Genomic DNA, 16,999 nt, shown 5'->3' with positions numbered 1-16,999 from the left:
TTAGCGATTAGCCGAGCCGCGCGGTGGTTACCATGCGCACAAGGTCAGATAATGTTTTCGCCTGCATCTTGAGCATTACGTTTGCGCGATAGACTTCAACTGTGCGCGCGCTGATACCGAGGTCGAAAGCGATGGCCTTGTTCGCGTCGCCACGTGCGAGCCCCTCCATCACTTCGCGCTCCCGTCCGCTCAAGCTAGCGATTCTGTCGAGGATCGCGCGGCGTTCGGATTGCTGGGCAGCCTCATCCGCCTGAGATGCCATGACGCGTCGGATCGCGGTCAGCATGACCTCATCGTCAAAAGGCTTTTCGATGAAATCGGCCACCCCGGCATGCATTGCCTGGATCGCCAGCGGCACATCGGCATGACCGGTAATTACGATCACAGGAACATCTGCGCCATGTCGCTTCATTTCCTCGACCAGTTCGATCCCGCTGCGCCCCGGCATACGCACATCGGTGACGATACACGCTCCCGCCAATGGTGGCGAAGCGGCGAGGAAGGCATCGGCGGAGGGAAATGCACGGACGCGGATTTCCGCGCAATCAAGCAGGAATTCGAGCGAATGCCTGGCCGCCTCGTCGTCGTCGATCACGTAGACGATCCCGTCACTCGCCATCATAAAGCTCCTCTTGCCCCACACGCCGCAGCGTCAGCCCGAACACCGCGCCGCCGCCCTCGCGCGCGCTAGCCCAGATCCGGCCGCCATGCGCCTCGACGATCGTCCGTGAGATGGACAGACCGACGCCCATACCGGTCCGTTTGGTCGTGACGAACGGCTGGAACAAGCGTTCGGCGATTTCCGGATCAATCCCGGGTCCTGTGTCAGCCACCGTCACCTGCGCCATATTGTCCTCGGCCGCCAAAATGGTGATGGTCAGCTCGCGCACAGCGCCCTTCGCAGCGGTCATGGCATCGACCCCGTTACGCACGAGGTTGAGCAGCACCTGCTGGATCTGCACCTTGTCCGCCAGCACCAGGTCGACGTCCGGACTGAAGTCATAGTGCACGCGGATGCCATGTTCCTTGACCCCGACCAGCGCCAGCGCGCTCGCCTCCTCGACCAGCTTTGGCAGACTTTCGACTGACCGCTCGGTCTCCCCGCGGGCGACGAACTCGCGCAACCGGCGGATGATATCGCCCGCGCGCAACGCCTGCTCGCTGGCGCGCTCGATCGCGTCGCTCACGCGCTCGATAGGCACGTCGCTACGCGCCAGCAACATGCGGCTGCCCTTGAGATAATTGGCGATCGCCGATAGCGGTTGGTTAAGCTCATGTGCCAGCGCCGACGCCATTTCGCCCAGCGCGGTCAGGCGGGAAACATGGACCAACTCGCTCTGCAATTCCTGAAGCCGCGCTTCGGCCTGTTGCCGCTCGGTCAGGTCGCGGATGAAGCCGGTGAAGTGGCGCTGGCCACCGACTCGCATCTCACCCACCGCCAGCTCCAGCGGGAAGGTCGATCCGTCCTTGCGCGCGCCGACCACCACGCGCCCCTTGCCGATAATGCGCTTTTCACCAGTGTCGTAATAACGCGCGAGATAGCCATCATGCGCGCTTCGGTAGGGGTCGGGCATCAGTAAGCTGACGTTGCGTTCACGCACCTCTTCTGCGTCCCAGCCGAACATGCGTTCAGCGGCCGGGCTAAAGTCGCGGATCAGCCCCGCCTCGTCGATCACCACGATCGCGTCCGGCACGGTATCAAGCAAGGAGCGCAGATGTGCCTCTCGCCGCGCCAGCCCCTCGGTCACCCGCTCCGCTTCGGCGCGGGCGCGCTGGAACCACTCGCCGCCCAATGCGATGGCGCAGCCGATCGCGACGAACGCACCGGCGGCGATCCAGCTGCCCGCCGCGACCGGCCCGATCATGCGGTCGCACCATAGGCCGACAGCGGCGCCGGCGATGCTCGCCGCCACGCCCGCGCGCAGGCCGCTAAGAGCACTGGCCAGCACCACCGCCGGCACGAAAAAGATATAGGTTGCGCGCTGCCCCAACTCGGCCGCGAAGGCGATGCGCACGCCCGCCCCCAGCGCGACGGCCAGCGCCGCCAGCGCCAGCGTCACTAGCAGCGGCGGCGATGGAATGATCGTATGGCGCAGGGGCAGGCGCGGCGGGTTCACACGATAGTCATGCCGCGCCAGGGCCGCGAACGCCACCTCCGTGAAACTACGTAGGGACATGATCCGAATTTCGGCGCGTCTGCCATCGGGTTAGTTCGGCGTCACACGAAACGCAGACCCGACCGGAGACCGACCATGACCCCGCCATTCATCGACCTTGGCGTCCATCATCAGCCCAAGGGGCTGTCCGACCGCATCGCCTATGGCTTCACCAAGCTGCTGCGCTGGACCGCCGACACCTTCTTCGCCGAGCGCTACGGCCACCGCGCCGTCGTGCTGGAAACCGTTGCCGCCGTGCCGGGCATGGTCGGTGCGACCATCACGCACCTGTCGTGCCTGCGTCGCATCTGCGACGACAAGGGCTGGATCAGGACTTTGATGGACGAAGCCGAAAACGAGCGCATGCACCTGATGACGTTCATCGAAATCTCGAAACCCACCTGGTTCGAGCGTGCGGTGATCATCGGCGTGCAATGGGTGTTCTACCTGTTCTTCTTTGGTCTCTACCTCGCCAGCTCGAAGACCGCGCACCGCGTCGTCGGCTATTTCGAGGAAGAGGCGGTGATCAGCTACACGCACTATCTGGCAGAGATCGACGAGGGCCGCAGCGCCAATGTGCCAGCGCCGCAGATCGCGAAGGATTACTGGAACCTGCCCGAGGATGCGACGCTGCGCGATGTCGTGCTGGTTGTCCGCGCCGACGAGGCCCACCACCGCGACGTCAACCACGGCTTCGCCAACGAACTCGCCGGCCTGCCGAGCGGTCCCGTCGCCGATTGCCCGCCGCACGTCGCACTCGAGCCGATCTGGAAGAAGGCGGCCTGACCCTGCGGGGCGCGGCCATCCGCGCCCCTCACTCGCGCTTAGCAGCGGCGTTTGGCGTTTCGACTTGAATGTGGCCGGAGAGCAGTATGATCACGGAGGACGATATCGATCGCCTGGTGCCGACATTCTACGACCGGGTGCGGACAGATCCAATCTTGGGTCCCATCTTTGAAAGCGCCATCGCGGACTGGCCGCATCATCTTGAGCGGCTGAAAGCGTTTTGGTCTTCGGTGATGCTGGCGAGCGGCCGCTACAAGGGGCAACCGATGATCGCACACCTTCGACATGCACACGCGATGACCCCGGAGAATTTCGCGCGCTGGCTGGAGCTGTGGAAAGCTACCAGCGCGGAGCTGCTCGAAGCCGATAGAGCCGCTTCGGTGCAGGCTAAAGCAGAGATGATCGCAGAAAGCCTGCAGTTGGGTGTGCACTATGCGCGAGAACGGAGCGTGCGATGATGGCGCAACTGCCTTTCGACGCTGCCCCCTACAAGCGCACGCCGACGTTCTGCGAGAGCGACGTGCCGGCTGGATTACTAGGCGACCATAGCACGAAGGCGGGGACCTGGGGCGTCATCGTGGTCGAGGAAGGGCAACTAAACTACATCATCGACGACGCAAGGCGAGAGCGATCGGAACGGATCCTCACCCCTGCAACTGCCCCCGGCATCGTAGAACCTACCATCAAGCATCGCGTGGCGCCGGTGGGTCCCGTCCGGTTTCATGTGCAATTCTTTCGGCACTCGGCTGAGTGACCAACCTAGGTCTCTGAAACGTTCTGGCCCCGTGGATCCGTTCCTGCAGGTGCCAGGGCGGCAAGGAAGCCATCTCGCTGCTGAGCATCCTTGCGCAATGCCTGCGGCCGCAGCGCCCCCCTATCACTGTAAAAGGCCATTTGCATGATTTCGTCTGCGCCGATCGCCTGCCAAGCCTGCCCCGTCGCTGATCGAGCGGTCTGCGCAGCGCTGTCCCAGGACGACCGAGACAGTCTTGTCCGCATGGGTCGCCAAAGGCGCTATGCTCGCGGCGAGACGATCGTAGCGGCAGGGGACGCCACAACCGTATGTGCCACTCTGACCCGTGGCGCGGCCAAGATATCGACGATCGATCAAGACGGGACTGAACGTATCGTAGCGCTCATCCATCCCGCAGGCCTGCTCGGCCAACCGCTCGCGTCGTCCGAGACGCTGCACGTAACAGCACTGACTGATAGCGAGGCCTGTCTTTTCCCGCGTGGCCAGTTCGAGGCTTTGATCGAAGCGCGTGCTGCCCTCGCTAAGCGCCTTCTAGCTGAAGTCAGCCGTGAGCTCGTTGAAAGCCGCAACCTCATCGATCTCATCTCGAAACGTCATGCAAAGGGTCGGGTCGCAGCACTGATCCTGTCGTTCTTCCGGGCAGCTGGTCACGCGTCTTATCCAGGTGAAATAGCTTTCGATCTTCCGCTTAAACGGGGAGAGATGGCGCAGTTGCTCGGCCTGTCTATCGAGACGGTAAGCCGCACACTGACCTCGCTCGAAAACGAGCAGGCAATTTGCCGGGAAGGAAGTCACGGAATCCTGATCCGTAGTTTAGATACCTTGGCAGCGCATGCCGCTTGAGCGCACAGCAAGCGACTTGCCGCTGCCCCACCCTGAACGGTCGCGTTTTGACAAAGCGCAAAGCGCAAGCGATCGGAGCCTGTCACGGCAGGCCATGCATCTTTACATCCCTGAGTTCGCGAAGCTAAACGCGCCGCGCTACACCAGCTATCCCACTGCAGCAGAATTCGGCAGCTCGGTGGGCGCCGAGCAGCAGTTCGAGGCATTGAGCCAGATCAGTGTTGCCGAGCCCATCTCGATCTACGTTCACGTCCCGTATTGCCGCCAGATCTGCTGGTATTGCGGGTGCAACACCGGTGCCGTCGGCCGCGTTGAGCGTCTGACGCAATATATCGATGCCCTCGAGGCGGAAATAGCGTTGGTCGCTCCCCTCGTGCAAGGCCAGGCGATATCAGTGCATTTCGGCGGAGGCAGTCCGAATGCATTAGGTCCCGCGCTGTTCGCTCGAGTGGTGCATAGCCTGAGGGCGGCCTTCGATATCTCAAACTCGGCAGAATGGGCCGTCGAGCTCGATCCACGCGACCTAGACGCCGCAATGGCCGACATCATCGGCACTGCAGGTTTCCATCGTGCGAGCCTCGGCGCTCAGACATTCTCTCATCACATTCAGGCAAAGATCAACCGCGTCCAGCCATTCCACCTAGTCGCAAATGGCGCCGCCATGCTCAAGCGGGCGGGGGTCAAGCATCTGAACCTGGACCTCATGTATGGCCTTCCCGGCCAGACGCTGGACGATATCGCGGCGACCATCTCGTCCGCCCTCACGCTCCAGCCCGACAGGGTCGCGATGTTCGGCTACGCCCATGTTCCTCACATGCTGCCGCGGCAGCGGATGATCGAAGCCGACGCGCTCCCCAGCGCGGAGCAGCGCTTTTGGCAGAGCGCACTTGCTCATGACCTCCTCATTGACGCGGGCTATGAGGCGATCGGCTTCGATCATTTCGCACGGCCTGAGGACAGCCTTACACGCGCTGCCCGGAGCGGCGGCCTCCAGCGCAACTTTCAAGGATTCACAGACGATCCGGCTCACGTGCTTATCGGACTGGGATCGTCGGCAATCAGCCAGTTCGGCAACGTGCTAGTGCAAAACGAGAAACATGTGGGGCAATACCGCATGCGGGTGACTAATGGACGGCTTGCCGGCGCAAGAGGCGTCCTGGTCACGCCGACCGACCGGCTTCGCGGGGAGCTGATCGAGAGGCTATTGTGTGACGGTAGCGTAGACCTCGCCGAGGTCTCGCGCCAGCATGACCGCCCTGCAACGGCAGTGCTGCCATGTCTGGAGCAGCTACGGGCGATGGAGCAGCATCGCCTCGTCAAGCTCGACCAATGTCGTGTGACCTTGCTGCCCGAGGGACGGCCATACGCGCGCATCGCGGCAGCCGCGTTCGACAGCTATCGTGGCGGCGGGCAGCACCGCTTCAGTCGCGCGGTCTAGGCTTATCGTCGCGGTCGTCATCGAGGCGCTTGCGCTCGCTCCCCAGGTGACAGGCGGAAGGGCATTTGCTCGAAGGCTCGTCCCTGTCGGGACCGATGGGCAGCCGAACACTTCCGCCCCCACACATCGCCACCTGCATCGTGGAAGCAGGAAGATCCATCCCAGCCAAGCCAAGGCCGAATGCACCGCCAGTTGCGAGCAATCGGCCCGCGAAGCCTCCCATCATCCCCATATCGCGGCATCCAACCTCAGGCGGCGCGCATCGCAAGACGCCAGTGTATTCCCTCGCGGAGCGGCCAGCGTCTGGCGAAGGAGGAGCATCATTTCGGTCCGTTACCCGATGAGCGCGTTATTGTAGGTTCGTCATCATCGATGAGAACTCGCATCGCGGCGCCGTCCATGTCCTCGTATTGCCCGCTCCTGACGGACCAGAAGAATGCGGCCAGCCCGAGCAGCCCCAGTAGGAGAGCGAGGGGAATGAGGAGCGCGAGCCCGTTCAACGCGCCGCAGTCCGCAGCCGCATGGCGTTGCCCACCACAAGGATCGAAGAACCGGACATCGCCAATGCCGCGATCAACGGCGTGACCTGCCCGGCAAGCGCGAGTGGCACTGCAATCACATTGTAGCCGATGGCCATGACGAGGTTCTGGCGCACCACCCGCATCGTGCGCCGCGCAGCCGCGATCGCGATCGGTATAGGAAGCAGCCGATCGCCGAGGAACAGCAGGTCGGCGGCGGTCTGCCCGACATCGCTTGCCGAGGACGGCGCGATCGAGACGTGTGCCGCCTTGAGCGCCGGACCATCGTTCAACCCATCGCCTACCATCAGGACGCGGCGGCCCCGCGCCGTCAGGGCCTCTATCGCTTCGAACTTGTCACGCGGCGACAGCTCGGCGTTGGAAGTGAGCGCAAGATCCCGGCCGATGTCAGCAACCGCATTGGACTGATCCCCCGACACGATCGCCGCTTCCAGGCTCTGTGCGCGCAGCCGCTCCACCGCTTCTCTTGCATCAGGCCGGAGCGCGTCGCGAAATTGGAGCAGTCTCGGTGGCCGGCCCTCGACTTGGAAAGCCGTCGTCAAGGTGGCGTCGTCCACCTTCATGCCGAATGTTCTGGGATTGCCCAGTTTGACCGATAATCCCTGCCAGACGCCCTCGACTCCGCGTCCGGCTTGCTCTGCCAGATCGGTAAGTTCAGCCGCAGTGACGCCCGCGCGATTCAGTGCCGATGCGAGCGCTTTTGACAGGGGATGCCGGCTGGCTCTCGCCAGCGCCAGCGCCAACGGACGCTCATCCGGCGTCAGCGGCAGTTCACCGGCAGGCTCCGGACGGCCGAGAGTGAGTGTGCCTGTCTTGTCGAAAAGCACCACGTCGATCTCGGCCAGCCGCTCCAGCGCTGAGCCGTCCTTGATGAGCACGCCGGCTCGCATCAGTGCGCCCGCTGCCACCACTTGGGAGACTGGGACGGCCAAGCCCAATGCGCATGGGCAGGTGATGATGAGCACGGCCACGGCGATGGTTACAGCCTGGTGAAAGTCGGCCCCCGCGATCATCCAACCCACCAAACTGAGCGCAGCCAACGTGTGGACAGCCGGAGCGTAGATGCGCGCTGCCCTGTCGGCGAGCCGCACGTAGCGCGACTTGCTGCCGCCCGCCGCGTTCATCAAGCGCGCGATATCGGCGATCGCTGTCGATTCGCCTGCCGCGGTGACCCGGACGGTGATTGGGGCATCCAGGTTGATCGTGCCCGCCAGGACCGAGCTGCCCGGTGCGACCGCCTCCGGCCTGCTCTCGCCAGTGACGAGCGCGCGATCGATGCTGCTCACCCCGTCCTGGACCTCACCGTCCGCAGCTAGCCGCTCGCCCGCAGCGACGAGAATGCGCATCCCTGGCGCAAGCTCCTCAGCCGAGCGCCATTGGCTCGTGCCGTCAGCTTGCACGACCAGCGCTCCCGGCGCCGTCTGACGCAACAACGCAGCCGCCCCGTCCTGCGCTCGAGCGCGCATCACCGAATCCAAGGTGCGGCCGGCCAACAGGAAGAACAGCAAGGTGACCGCGCCATCGAAATAGGCGTGCTTCCCCCAGATGGAGGTTTCATAGATACTGATGCCGCACGCAACGATCACACCGATCGAGATCGGAACGTCCATGTTGGCGCGGCCGTGCCGCAACGCTCGCCAGGCGCTCTTGAAGAAAGGCCGGCCGGCATAGGCTACCGCCGGTATGGCGATCAGCGCGGAAAGCCAGTGGAAAAGCTGCCGCGTCGCACCATCGGCCCCGGACCACACGGAAACCGAGAGCAGCATTACATTCATCGCTGCGAAGCCCGCGACAGCAAGGCACTTCACCAACTCACGAGTTTCGCGACTTGCCCCGGTATCAGCCTCGCCCAAGAAGGGATGCGCCTCAAAACCGACCCGCCCGATGGCATCCTTCAACGTTTCCAAGCCGACCGCTTCGTCATGCTCGATACGAAGTCGCTTCGTGGTAAAATTCACCCGAGCGTCTGCGATGCCGCCATGGCCCGACAACCCGCGCTCCAGCTTCGCTATGCAACTGGCGCAGTGAATGCCCTCGACGGCGAACGTGGTCACAGCGTTCATGCGCGAATCTCGCGCACGTATCTGGCTACGTGGATGCCGTGCTTCACCTCCAGCTTGATGAGCCATCGACCCGGGGGCGCTCCGGCGCTGAACAAGCCATTGTTGCCGGTGAAACGGAGCGCTCGGCTCTCTTCACGTCCTAATGGGTGCTCGGCGATACCCGTGACGACCGCGCCAGCTGGGGCATTGGTTCGCAGTTCGAGCCGCCCCCCTTTCGAGCGCGACAACTCGATTGTCCAGCCGAGCGCATCCTGTGCCCGCGCCTGCGCTAGCCAGCCGTTAAAGCGCTGGCTCGCAACATAACTGTTGTCGACCACGCGACCACCGAATGTCGACACCGCGACGCTCGCCATCACGACGTTGACGGTAATGATCGTGCCGAACATCAGCAGCATCGCGGCGAGCATGTGCCATCCGGTAAATCGGTGCGTCATTGCCCTGCCTCAGGTCGTTCGAAGAAGCTGGTCTGGCTGGCCTGTCCTCCCTCTGCGTCGAGTGCTCGGACGGAGAAGGTCAGCTCGCTTCGCGCCGGCCCCGCCTCCGGAGCTGCCAGGAACAGTCTGGTCTTGGCGACCTGGTCGGCCGGCAGGTTCATACGCAATGTGCTTGCGCCGTTCGCCCTGCTGCCATTCGCAGACCAGATCACCGCACCAGGCACCCCACTGACCGAAACTTCGACCTCGCGTGGCCGGCTCTGCATGTTGCGGACCTTCAGCTCGAACGCGTTGCGAACGCTCCCATCGGACAGTCGCACATAGACGGGGTTCCGATTCTGACTGACGGAGAGGTCGAGCCGCTGACGTGTGCCCAGCGCGAACAGCATGGCGAGGCCGATCGAACCCCAAATGAGAAAGTAGACGATCGTTCGAGGGCGGAAGAGCCGACGCGCGACGCTCTCGGTCGGGCGTCCCTCGGCGGCTGCAAATTCATCCGCAACCGTCGAATAACCGATCAGCCGCGGCGGCCTCCCAATCTTATCCATGATCTCGTCGCAGGCATCGATGCACAGGCCACAGGTGATGCACCCGATTTGCGATCCCTCGCGAATATCGATCCCTGTTGGACATACCGACACGCAGGCATTGCAGTCGATGCAGTCGCCGATCCGTGCGGTCATCTGCGCAGCAACGTCGATCGGTTCGAGCGATGGCACGCCCGGCTGTGGATCGCCGCCATGGTCGGTTTCCGGGCGGCGGGCAGCTTCACCCGCCCGTTTCGTCCCGTGCGTCCGTGGCTCGCCGCGCCAATATTTGTAGGTCACGATCAGCGACTTCTCGTCGAGCATCGCGCCTTGAATACGTGGCCAGGGGCAGGCGTAGATGCAAAACTGTTCGCGCATTAGGCCGCCGAGCACATAGGTGGTCGCCGTGAGAATGGCGACCGTGGCATAGGCTACGAACGGCGCGTCGCCGGCAAACAGCTGGCGCGCGAGGGTGGGCGCGTCGGCAAAGTAGAAGATCCAGGCGCCGCCGGTTGCGACTGCGATCAAGAGCCATATGCCATGTTTGGTGACACGCTTGGCGACCTTGCCGGCGGTCCATGGCGCCCGCTGAAGACGTATCTGCGCATTGCGATCACCATCGATCAGCCGCTCAACGTGCAGAAACAGGTCGGTCCAGACTGTCTGCGGACAGGCATAGCCACACCAGGCACGGCCTACGGAGGACGTCACGAGGAACAGGCCGATGCCGGCCATGATGAGCAGGCCTGCCACATAGTAGAATTCGTGCGGCCAGATCTCGATGGCGAACATGAAGAACCGACGGTTCGCTATGTCGACCAGCACCGCCTGGTCAGGTGCATAGGGGCCGCGATCCCAGCGCAACCACGGCGTCACGTAATAGATGGCGAGGGTGATCGCCATGATCGCCCACTTCAGCCGCCGATAGTTCCCGCTGATGGCCTTCGGGAAGATCTTCTCCCGGGCCTCAAAGAGCTTGATCTTGGGACCGGTCAGGTCGTCAGGGCTTGCCATTCTTGGTTCGCGCGGCCGTGGCCGCCGCCTCCGCGCTTGGCGCTGCCGTGCTCGGCTTCGGCGCTGGTGGAACGAAATCTTCTCCACCGCCTAGCGAATGCACATAGGCGGACAGCATCTTGATTGTGACCGGATCTAATCGAGAACCCCAGGCCGGCATGACGCCGTTGCGCGAGTTGTGGATCGTCTGGCGGATCGACTCCCGATCGCCACCATAGAGCCAGATCGCATCCGTGAGCTTGGGCGCACCAAGCGTCCGGTTCCCTTCTCCTCCAGCGCCGTGGCAAGCGGCGCAATTGGTTGCGAACTGCGCGGCGCCGCGACGAGAGGCAGCGCTGGGCTTCTCGCGTCCGGACAAGGTCAGCACGTGGCTGACCACCTCCTCGATCTGCGCCGGCGTGAGGATCTGGTCGCGCCCGAACGCAGGCATCATCGATGTGCGGGTCTCTTCGTTGCCCGGCTGCCTGATGCCGTTCCGCAGCGTCTGCTCAATCGCCTTCAGGTCGCCACCCCACAGCCAGTCGTCATCATTCAGGTTGGGGTAGCCCTTGAACCCCTGGGCGCCCGATCCATGGCATTGGACGCAATGCACCTTGAACGCCGAGGCCCCGCCCGCGACCGCGGTGTCGAGCAGCTTTGAGTCTTCGGGAAGGCGTTCAATCGGTATGCGCGCGAGCGCCGCGATGGTGGGTGCACGGCGCGCGCCCTCGGTTCGCATCTCCTCGGCATGGGCAGAGCGACTGGTCCAGTTCAGAACCCCGTGCGTTGCGCGATCGACCAGCGGCCAGGCCGGATACGCCACACAGTAGGCGATCGCGAAGACGATCGTCGCATAGAGCGTGTAGAGCCACCAGCGCGGCATGGGCGTATCGAGTTCCTCGATCCCGTCCCACTCGTGACCGACCGTGCTGGTGCCGGTTGCCTCATCGATCCGCTTGCCATCAGCCATCCTGGCGATCCTCATCGAAAATCATCGTGGCGGCCCGATCGAGATCTCGTCGAGCGCCGCGCCGGAACGTCCAACCGACCAAGCAGAGGAACACGATGCCCATGAACACGAGCCCGTAGCTGTCCGCGAAGTGTCGAAGCTGGTCGTAGTTCATCGCGCCTGCTCCTGCGGCTTGGCGGACTCGAAATCGACGAGGGTGCCGAGCATCTGCAGGTAGGCGACGATCGCGTCCATCTCGGTGACCCGCGTCGGATCGCCGTCGAAGTCCCGCGCCTGCGCCTTGGGATATCGCTTCATGAGATCGGTGGTGTCGGAGAACGGGGTCGCCTGTAGGATCATGTCGGCGGCCGCCTTCTCGATGTCTTCCTTCGAGTAGGGAACGCCGACCCGCGATAGAGCCGTCAGCGACCCCTTTGCATCGTATCCTGCAAGGTCTCGCTGTGCGAGGAACGCGTAGCGCGGCATGATCGATTCCGGAACCACGGATTGAGGGTTCTTGAGATGCTGCACATGCCACTCATCCGAATAGCGGCCGCCGACGCGAGCAAGGTCGGGCCCGGTCCGCTTCGAACCCCATTGGAACGGGTGGTCATACATACTTTCGGCAGCGAGGCTGTAAGGGCCATACCGCTCCACTTCATCGCGGAACGGTCGAACCATCTGGCTGTGGCAATTGTAGCAGCCCTCGCGGACGTATATGTCACGCCCAGCCTGCTCGAGCGGGGTGTAGGGACGCACGCCTTCGACCTTCTCGACCGTCGAGTCGATCCAGAAAAGCGGCGCGATCTCGACGATGCCCCCGATCGCTACGACGACCAGAGAGAGCACGCCGAGCAAGGTGACGTTGCGTTCGATCTTCTTGTGATCGAGGAGCTTTGTGGACATGGCGCGCTCCTTCAGGCGGCTACGGCCGAACGCGGGCCAGCGGGCACGAGCGGTCGGTCCTTCTCGGGGTCGTAGAAAGCAGTGCTGAGGGGCGCCTCGTCGCGCAGCCGACCTGCGATGGTCATCCACACGTTCCAGACCATCACCAGCGCGCCGGCGAGATAGAGGAGGCCGCCGGCGATGCGGATCACATAATAGGGCTTCATCGCCGCGACCACCTCTGCGAAGGCGTAAACGAGGTAACCGTCCTCGCCATATTCGCGCCACATCAACCCTTGGGTGATGCCCGCCACCCACATTGAGGAGGCGTAGAGAACGATCCCCAGTGTCGCGAGCCAGAAGTGCCAGTTGATCATCCGTAGGGAATAGAGCCGGCTACGGCCCCACAGGCGCGGGACCATGTAGTAGATGGCGCCGAACGTGATCATGCCGTTCCAGCCGAGCGCGCCGCTGTGAACATGGCCTACCGTCCACTCGGTATAGTGGCTCAACGAGTTGACGCTCTTGATCGACATGAGCGGACCTTCGAACGTCGCCATGCCGTAGAAGGCCAGCGCGAATACCATCATGCGAATGATCGGGTCGGTGCGGATCTTGTCCCATGCGCCGTTCAGCGTCATGAGGCCGTTGATCATGCCGCCCCAGCTCGGCATCCAAAGCATGACCGAGAACACCATTCCCAACGTCTGCGCCCAGTCGGGCAGCGCAGTGTAGTGGAGGTGGTGTGGGCCAGCCCAGATGTAGAGGAAGATCAGCGACCAGAAGTGGATGATCGAAAGCCGGTAGCTGTAGATCGGCCGTTCGGCCTGCTTGGGCACGAAGTAATACATCATGGCGAGGAAGCCGGCGGTCAGGAAGAACCCCACCGCGTTGTGGCCATACCACCACTGGGTCAGCGCATCCTGCACCCCGGCAAACGCCGAGTAGCTCTTGGCACCGAGCAGCGAGACCGGCACCGCCAAGTTGTTGACGATGTGCAGCATCGCGATCGTCAGGATGAACGCGAGGTAGAACCAGTTCGCCACGTAGATGTGCGGTTCGGCACGGCGGATGACCGTGCCCACGAACACTACGAGATAGGCGACCCAGACGATCGTGAGCCACAGGTCGATATACCACTCGGGCTCAGCGTATTCTTTCGACTGCGTGATGCCGAGCACATAGCCGGTCGCCGCCAGGACGATGAACAGCTGGTATCCCCAGAACACGAAGCGAGATAGCGCAGGGAATGCCAGAGGCGCGCGGCACGTGCGCTGAACCACGTAGAAGCTGGTCGCGATCAGCGCATTGCCGCCAAACGCGAAAATGACCGCGGAGGTGTGCAGAGGTCGTAAGCGACCGAAATTTGTATGTTCACTCAGGTTCAAGTCGGGGAAGGCGAGCTGCGACGCGATAACGACGCCTACCAGGAAGCCGACCACTCCCCAGAAGACCGTCGCGATCACGCCCCAGCGAATGACCTCGTCATAGTAGCGCCCAACGGGAACAGTCGGGGTCGTGCGCTCGGACCAATCGCCCCGGGACATCGTTAGGAAGGCGACCCCGAGCGCCACCGCCGCCATGATTGCCATGTGGAAACTGAAGCCGGAGTCGGCGGCTGCGGCGGCCGCAAATATAGCCAGGATGCCGAGGATCAGCCAGGCGAAGGCGTTCGAAACCGTGTTATCCATGATGCCTCGGCAGAGTGGAGAATGTTGGGTGTGTGCAGGCGCGCGCCGGAGAGATCGGTCGCCCACGCTCCGTTGATGATATGCAAAGCTTCATCGCTTCACGGCCGCTGCACTGTAGGATCGTTGCGCGTCCAACCGGGATCGATGGTTCCGGTGATGTAGAGCAGAAGAAAGGTTGCCAGCGCGATGTTCGAAAGGACGAACCACGTCAGCGCGATGCGGCCGGCTCGCCGCGATACACGCTGGCCGGGCGGGCGGGTCTTGCCTGGCGTGATGTCGCGCTCTGGCGTTTCCAGGTCGCGTGCGATGGCATTGGCGCGAAACAACGCGAGATAGCCTGATGCAAGTGTCGACAGCACTAGCAGCGCAAAGAGCGCAGCAAACCCACCAATCGGCATACGATCGCCTCTTTTGCAGGAGCATCGGCCCTGCTTCGGCGTCACGTTTGCAACGAATATAGCGCGCTGAATTTGATATCCGTCAAAGAAGGGCGACGATTCACTGGCGACAAGGGCGCATGTCCCAGCCGAGTGGCCCTTTTTTCGAGAACATGCCTGCAGACCTCCTGCAGGAGCTTCACCGCACCGGGTCGCTGCGGACATTCGCGCCGGGCGAAACGCTATTCTACGAGGAAGACCGCGCCGATCAGCTGCTAGCAATTATCGAGGGGCGTGTCCGAGTATGGCGAACCTCGCCCCGCGGCGCGGCAATGACCGTTCATTTGCTCGGCCCCGGCGCCCTGCCGGGCGCTGCTGCCGTCTTCGGGGGGATGGTTTACCCAGCGCCCCCCACCGCCATTACGGACGTCAGGACGCTAGGCTGGCCGATCGAGCGAGCCGAGAACATGCTTCAGGAGAACGCGTGGCTCGCCAGCAGCGTTCTCAAGATCATCGCGCACCGCAATGAGGAGATGCTGCAACGTTTGCATGAGGTCTCGACGCAGCCCGTGGAACAACGGGTTGCGCGGACGTTGCTCAGAGTGGCTCCCGAACCAGCCAACTTTACACCCGCTACTCGCCAGGAGCTGGCCGAGCTCTCGGCAACCACGCTTCACACAGTGAGCAGGATCATCAGCCGTTGGGAGGCAGATGGACTCGTCGATGCCGGGCGCCGGCGGATCCGCATAGCCGACCGGTCGGGCCTAGCTCAGCGCGCCGATCCAGTCTGCGGTTGAGAGGAGCCATGCCGGGCAACCCGTATCGGCCTGTCACCAAGCTGCGGCCCCAAAGACGGGGGCGGCCGAAGCGTAATGCCCGACCGCCGACACGCATCTTTTTAGGAGAATGCAATGACTGAGGACAAATCCAGCCGCGAGATCCGACATCTGGTAGTGCTAGGGCATCCTCGCGCGGACAGCTTTAATCATGCCATTGCAAAGACCTGGTGCGAGGAAGCAGAAGAGTTCGGTCAGGTTGCCGTCGTCGACGACCTTTATCAACGGGGTTTCGATCCAGCGCTGAAGGCGAAGGAGATGCCCGGCCCCGACTACCTTGTGCCATGGGACGTGTCCCATTCGCTTACTCAGATCGCCTCATCCGATATGCTGGTTCTCGTCTACCCGATCTGGTTCGGGATGCCGCCGGCGATCGTGAAGGGGTATGTTGATCGCGTGCTCGGCGCCAACTTCTCGGCCGAGGAGGTGAAGGCAAACCTGCCCAATCCCGAACTCAGCGGGAAACGACTGACGATCATTTCAACGTCGGCGGCTACCCGTCCGTGGCTTGAGGAGCGCGGCCAGTGGCTTGCCTTGAAGCAGGCCTTCGACACCTATCTTACTCGCGCGTTGGGCTTCGCCGACTGCCATCACATCCATTTCGACGCGATCGTTCCAGGACTAAAACAGCGCTTCGTCGATGAACATCTCGAAGTAGTCCGTCAGACGGCGCGAGAGCGCGGTGCCGTCCTTAAATACGGTAATCTCCCACCGCGCCTGATGAGGCCACCCGACTTCTGAAGAAGGGCACAGCAAAGTGGCATGCTGCGCCCAAAGTCGTCCGCCGCAGGCATATCGAACACCGCAATGAAAGGGTCGGGGAGAGTTCCGGCAAGCCGTCTCGCATTCATCATCAGAGCGATGCCTACGATGTCAGGACGATTTGCGATCGCGTGCGAGCGAGATTTGCACGGCATGTCACCGTCGCTCACAACGGGCGCTTCGTGCGAGGCACGGTCAGTGGCGGCATTGCAACCCTCCAGCCCGGCTTCTCATCGGGGGATTGGCTCCTTGCAGCCAACCAAGCGCTCTATGCTGCAAAGGCGTCCGGGAGAAACCGTATGTCTCTTGCCGCGTGAGCGTCGGCCGCGTTCGAACGCCCCAGGTTGGGAGCCGGCTCCTGGGTCTTGAGCGAGGCGTTGTGAGGGGCTCGACTTCGGACTTCAGCGCCTCGCAAAGTTCCACATCTCGCATGAATTGGGACCAGCGACGGCGCCCCCTCCACCTTGAACGAACCCCTGCTAGCTAGGGACCCTGATAAACGCTAGCTTGCGTCAGCAATGGAGGGACCGATGAATCTCAACAAGCCGGCAAGTTCGCTCACGGCCGCGGAGAGGGAGATCGCGGCCAACAACCTGGCACGTGCTATCTGGTATGAAAGTCCAGGGAAAGTCGATGCCCATTGCACGGGCCGCCGCTACCTCCACCCTCGCACGTTCAACGGATGCGAGCATCCGTAGCGGCGAACCGTCGGCTTCCACGCCATTGAGCAGATAACGACCGCCCCCGCAGAAGCCGTCCACAATCGTTAGATTGAGTGCCCGCACCCGGTGACTCTTGGTTAGGGTCCTGATGTAAGCGACGATGTAGTCGTCGAAGATCTGACGTGACCCCCGCCTTTCATCCAGCGGCAACCAGAGACCGACCGGTGTTGTCGCGCATGAGCGCAGGTGAAGCAACGGGCGGGGTTAACCCCGCCCGTTGCTGTTCAAGTTCGGCGGCGAACGC

19 protein-coding genes are annotated in these 16,999 nt (G+C 62.9%); 8 read left to right on the top strand and 11 right to left on the bottom strand.

What is annotated here, in order from left to right:
- Positions 1-7: 7 nt before the first annotated feature.
- Entirely contained in the window at positions 8-619 is a 612-nt protein-coding gene (fixJ, locus tag BFL28_RS09385) for a response regulator FixJ (RefSeq protein WP_069320302.1), read from the bottom strand.
- Complete coding sequence (locus BFL28_RS09380; protein ID WP_079247043.1) at positions 609-2,177, bottom strand: PAS domain S-box protein; 1,569 nt, start codon at positions 2,175-2,177, stop codon at positions 609-611. The genes fixJ and BFL28_RS09380 overlap by 11 nt, the downstream gene beginning before the upstream one ends.
- A 75-nt stretch (positions 2,178-2,252) precedes the next feature.
- Between BFL28_RS09380 and BFL28_RS09375 the strand changes: the two genes are divergently transcribed.
- The 5 genes from BFL28_RS09375 to hemN all read left to right on the top strand — a co-directional run bounded on the left by BFL28_RS09375 (position 2,253) and on the right by hemN (position 5,977).
- Positions 2,253-2,942, top strand: a complete 690-nt coding sequence (locus BFL28_RS09375; protein ID WP_069320301.1) for an alternative oxidase — start codon at positions 2,253-2,255, stop codon at positions 2,940-2,942.
- A gap of 86 nt (positions 2,943-3,028) precedes the next feature.
- Positions 3,029-3,400 carry a group III truncated hemoglobin gene (locus BFL28_RS09370; protein WP_119184577.1) on the top strand — a complete coding sequence of 124 codons (372 nt, stop codon included), beginning with the start codon at positions 3,029-3,031 and terminating at the stop codon, positions 3,398-3,400.
- Positions 3,400-3,696, top strand: a complete 297-nt coding sequence (locus tag BFL28_RS09365) for a TehB family protein (protein WP_241527281.1) — start codon at positions 3,400-3,402, stop codon at positions 3,694-3,696. Before BFL28_RS09370 ends, BFL28_RS09365 begins: the two co-directional genes overlap by 1 nt.
- Positions 3,697-3,840: 144 nt before the next feature.
- Entirely contained in the window at positions 3,841-4,539 is a 699-nt protein-coding gene (locus BFL28_RS09360; protein WP_069320298.1) for a Crp/Fnr family transcriptional regulator, read from the top strand.
- Positions 4,540-4,555: 16 nt separating this feature from the next.
- Positions 4,556-5,977: an oxygen-independent coproporphyrinogen III oxidase gene (gene hemN, locus BFL28_RS09355; RefSeq protein ID WP_338152248.1), complete on the top strand. Its 1,422-nt coding sequence runs from the start codon at positions 4,556-4,558 to the stop codon at positions 5,975-5,977.
- A gap of 320 nt (positions 5,978-6,297) precedes the next feature.
- Here the strand turns inward: hemN and ccoS are convergent, their stop codons facing one another.
- From ccoS to BFL28_RS09305, 9 genes are all read right to left on the bottom strand, one after another.
- Complete coding sequence (gene ccoS / locus BFL28_RS09345; protein WP_069320295.1) at positions 6,298-6,477, bottom strand: cbb3-type cytochrome oxidase assembly protein CcoS; 180 nt, start codon at positions 6,475-6,477, stop codon at positions 6,298-6,300.
- Positions 6,474-8,579 carry a heavy metal translocating P-type ATPase gene (locus tag BFL28_RS09340; RefSeq protein WP_069320294.1) on the bottom strand — a complete coding sequence of 702 codons (2,106 nt, stop codon included), beginning with the start codon at positions 8,577-8,579 and terminating at the stop codon, positions 6,474-6,476. Before BFL28_RS09340 ends, ccoS begins: the two co-directional genes overlap by 4 nt.
- Positions 8,576-9,013 carry a FixH family protein gene (locus BFL28_RS09335; RefSeq protein ID WP_069320293.1) on the bottom strand — a complete coding sequence of 146 codons (438 nt, stop codon included), beginning with the start codon at positions 9,011-9,013 and terminating at the stop codon, positions 8,576-8,578. Before BFL28_RS09335 ends, BFL28_RS09340 begins: the two co-directional genes overlap by 4 nt.
- Positions 9,010-10,554 carry a 4Fe-4S dicluster domain-containing protein gene (locus BFL28_RS09330; RefSeq protein ID WP_069320292.1) on the bottom strand — a complete coding sequence of 515 codons (1,545 nt, stop codon included), beginning with the start codon at positions 10,552-10,554 and terminating at the stop codon, positions 9,010-9,012. Before BFL28_RS09330 ends, BFL28_RS09335 begins: the two co-directional genes overlap by 4 nt.
- Entirely contained in the window at positions 10,541-11,503 is a 963-nt protein-coding gene (ccoP, locus tag BFL28_RS09325) for a cytochrome-c oxidase, cbb3-type subunit III (RefSeq protein WP_069320291.1), read from the bottom strand. The genes BFL28_RS09330 and ccoP overlap by 14 nt, the downstream gene beginning before the upstream one ends.
- Positions 11,496-11,657 carry a cbb3-type cytochrome c oxidase subunit 3 gene (locus tag BFL28_RS09320; protein ID WP_069320290.1) on the bottom strand — a complete coding sequence of 54 codons (162 nt, stop codon included), beginning with the start codon at positions 11,655-11,657 and terminating at the stop codon, positions 11,496-11,498. The genes ccoP and BFL28_RS09320 overlap by 8 nt, the downstream gene beginning before the upstream one ends.
- Positions 11,654-12,388 carry a cytochrome-c oxidase, cbb3-type subunit II gene (ccoO, locus tag BFL28_RS09315; RefSeq protein WP_069320289.1) on the bottom strand — a complete coding sequence of 245 codons (735 nt, stop codon included), beginning with the start codon at positions 12,386-12,388 and terminating at the stop codon, positions 11,654-11,656. Before ccoO ends, BFL28_RS09320 begins: the two co-directional genes overlap by 4 nt.
- 11 nt (positions 12,389-12,399) lie before the next feature.
- Entirely contained in the window at positions 12,400-14,058 is a 1,659-nt protein-coding gene (gene ccoN / locus BFL28_RS09310; RefSeq protein WP_069320288.1) for a cytochrome-c oxidase, cbb3-type subunit I, read from the bottom strand.
- Between the two features lie 98 nt (positions 14,059-14,156).
- The gene (locus BFL28_RS09305; protein WP_206599100.1) at positions 14,157-14,501 is read right to left on the bottom strand and encodes a hypothetical protein; all 345 of its coding nucleotides are present in this window, start codon (positions 14,499-14,501) and stop codon (positions 14,157-14,159) included.
- A 74-nt stretch (positions 14,502-14,575) separates the two neighbouring features.
- Between BFL28_RS09305 and BFL28_RS09300 the strand changes: the two genes are divergently transcribed.
- The 3 genes from BFL28_RS09300 to BFL28_RS21845 all read left to right on the top strand — a co-directional run bounded on the left by BFL28_RS09300 (position 14,576) and on the right by BFL28_RS21845 (position 16,350).
- Complete coding sequence (locus tag BFL28_RS09300) at positions 14,576-15,232, top strand: Crp/Fnr family transcriptional regulator (RefSeq protein WP_069320286.1); 657 nt, start codon at positions 14,576-14,578, stop codon at positions 15,230-15,232.
- A gap of 114 nt (positions 15,233-15,346) precedes the next feature.
- Positions 15,347-16,012: an NAD(P)H-dependent oxidoreductase gene (locus tag BFL28_RS09295; RefSeq protein ID WP_079247042.1), complete on the top strand. Its 666-nt coding sequence runs from the start codon at positions 15,347-15,349 to the stop codon at positions 16,010-16,012.
- On the top strand, positions 16,009-16,350 hold the full coding sequence (locus BFL28_RS21845; RefSeq protein ID WP_119184576.1) for a GGDEF domain-containing protein: 342 nt from the start codon (positions 16,009-16,011) through the stop codon (positions 16,348-16,350). Before BFL28_RS09295 ends, BFL28_RS21845 begins: the two co-directional genes overlap by 4 nt.
- Positions 16,351-16,999: the final 649 nt, after the last annotated feature.

It is taken from the genome of Sphingomonas turrisvirgatae (assembly GCF_001721295.1).
In the GTDB taxonomy this organism is placed as follows: domain Bacteria; phylum Pseudomonadota; class Alphaproteobacteria; order Sphingomonadales; family Sphingomonadaceae; genus Sphingomonas; species Sphingomonas turrisvirgatae.
The sequence above is the reverse complement of the archived record's forward strand: the minus strand, read 5'-3'. Positions and strand labels throughout refer to the sequence as shown.

Bases quoted from the DNA above. Each gene is read 5' to 3' on its own strand.
- fixJ (WP_069320302.1), bottom strand. From the start codon at position 619: ATGGCGAGTGACGGGATCGTCTACGTGATCGACGACGACGAGGCGGCC.
- BFL28_RS09380 (WP_079247043.1), bottom strand. From the start codon at position 2,177: ATGTCCCTACGTAGTTTCACGGAGGTGGCGTTCGCGGCCCTGGCGCGG.
- BFL28_RS09375 (WP_069320301.1), top strand. From the start codon at position 2,253: ATGACCCCGCCATTCATCGACCTTGGCGTCCATCATCAGCCCAAGGGG.
- BFL28_RS09370 (WP_119184577.1), top strand. From the start codon at position 3,029: ATGATCACGGAGGACGATATCGATCGCCTGGTGCCGACATTCTACGAC.
- BFL28_RS09365 (WP_241527281.1), top strand. From the start codon at position 3,400: ATGGCGCAACTGCCTTTCGACGCTGCCCCCTACAAGCGCACGCCGACG.
- BFL28_RS09360 (WP_069320298.1), top strand. From the start codon at position 3,841: ATGATTTCGTCTGCGCCGATCGCCTGCCAAGCCTGCCCCGTCGCTGAT.
- BFL28_RS09340 (WP_069320294.1), bottom strand. From the start codon at position 8,579: ATGAACGCTGTGACCACGTTCGCCGTCGAGGGCATTCACTGCGCCAGT.
- BFL28_RS09335 (WP_069320293.1), bottom strand. From the start codon at position 9,013: ATGACGCACCGATTTACCGGATGGCACATGCTCGCCGCGATGCTGCTG.
- BFL28_RS09330 (WP_069320292.1), bottom strand. From the start codon at position 10,554: ATGGCAAGCCCTGACGACCTGACCGGTCCCAAGATCAAGCTCTTTGAG.
- ccoP (WP_069320291.1), bottom strand. From the start codon at position 11,503: ATGGCTGATGGCAAGCGGATCGATGAGGCAACCGGCACCAGCACGGTC.
- BFL28_RS09320 (WP_069320290.1), bottom strand. From the start codon at position 11,657: ATGAACTACGACCAGCTTCGACACTTCGCGGACAGCTACGGGCTCGTG.
- ccoO (WP_069320289.1), bottom strand. From the start codon at position 12,388: ATGTCCACAAAGCTCCTCGATCACAAGAAGATCGAACGCAACGTCACC.
- ccoN (WP_069320288.1), bottom strand. From the start codon at position 14,058: ATGGATAACACGGTTTCGAACGCCTTCGCCTGGCTGATCCTCGGCATC.
- BFL28_RS09300 (WP_069320286.1), top strand. From the start codon at position 14,576: ATGTCCCAGCCGAGTGGCCCTTTTTTCGAGAACATGCCTGCAGACCTC.
- BFL28_RS09295 (WP_079247042.1), top strand. From the start codon at position 15,347: ATGACTGAGGACAAATCCAGCCGCGAGATCCGACATCTGGTAGTGCTA.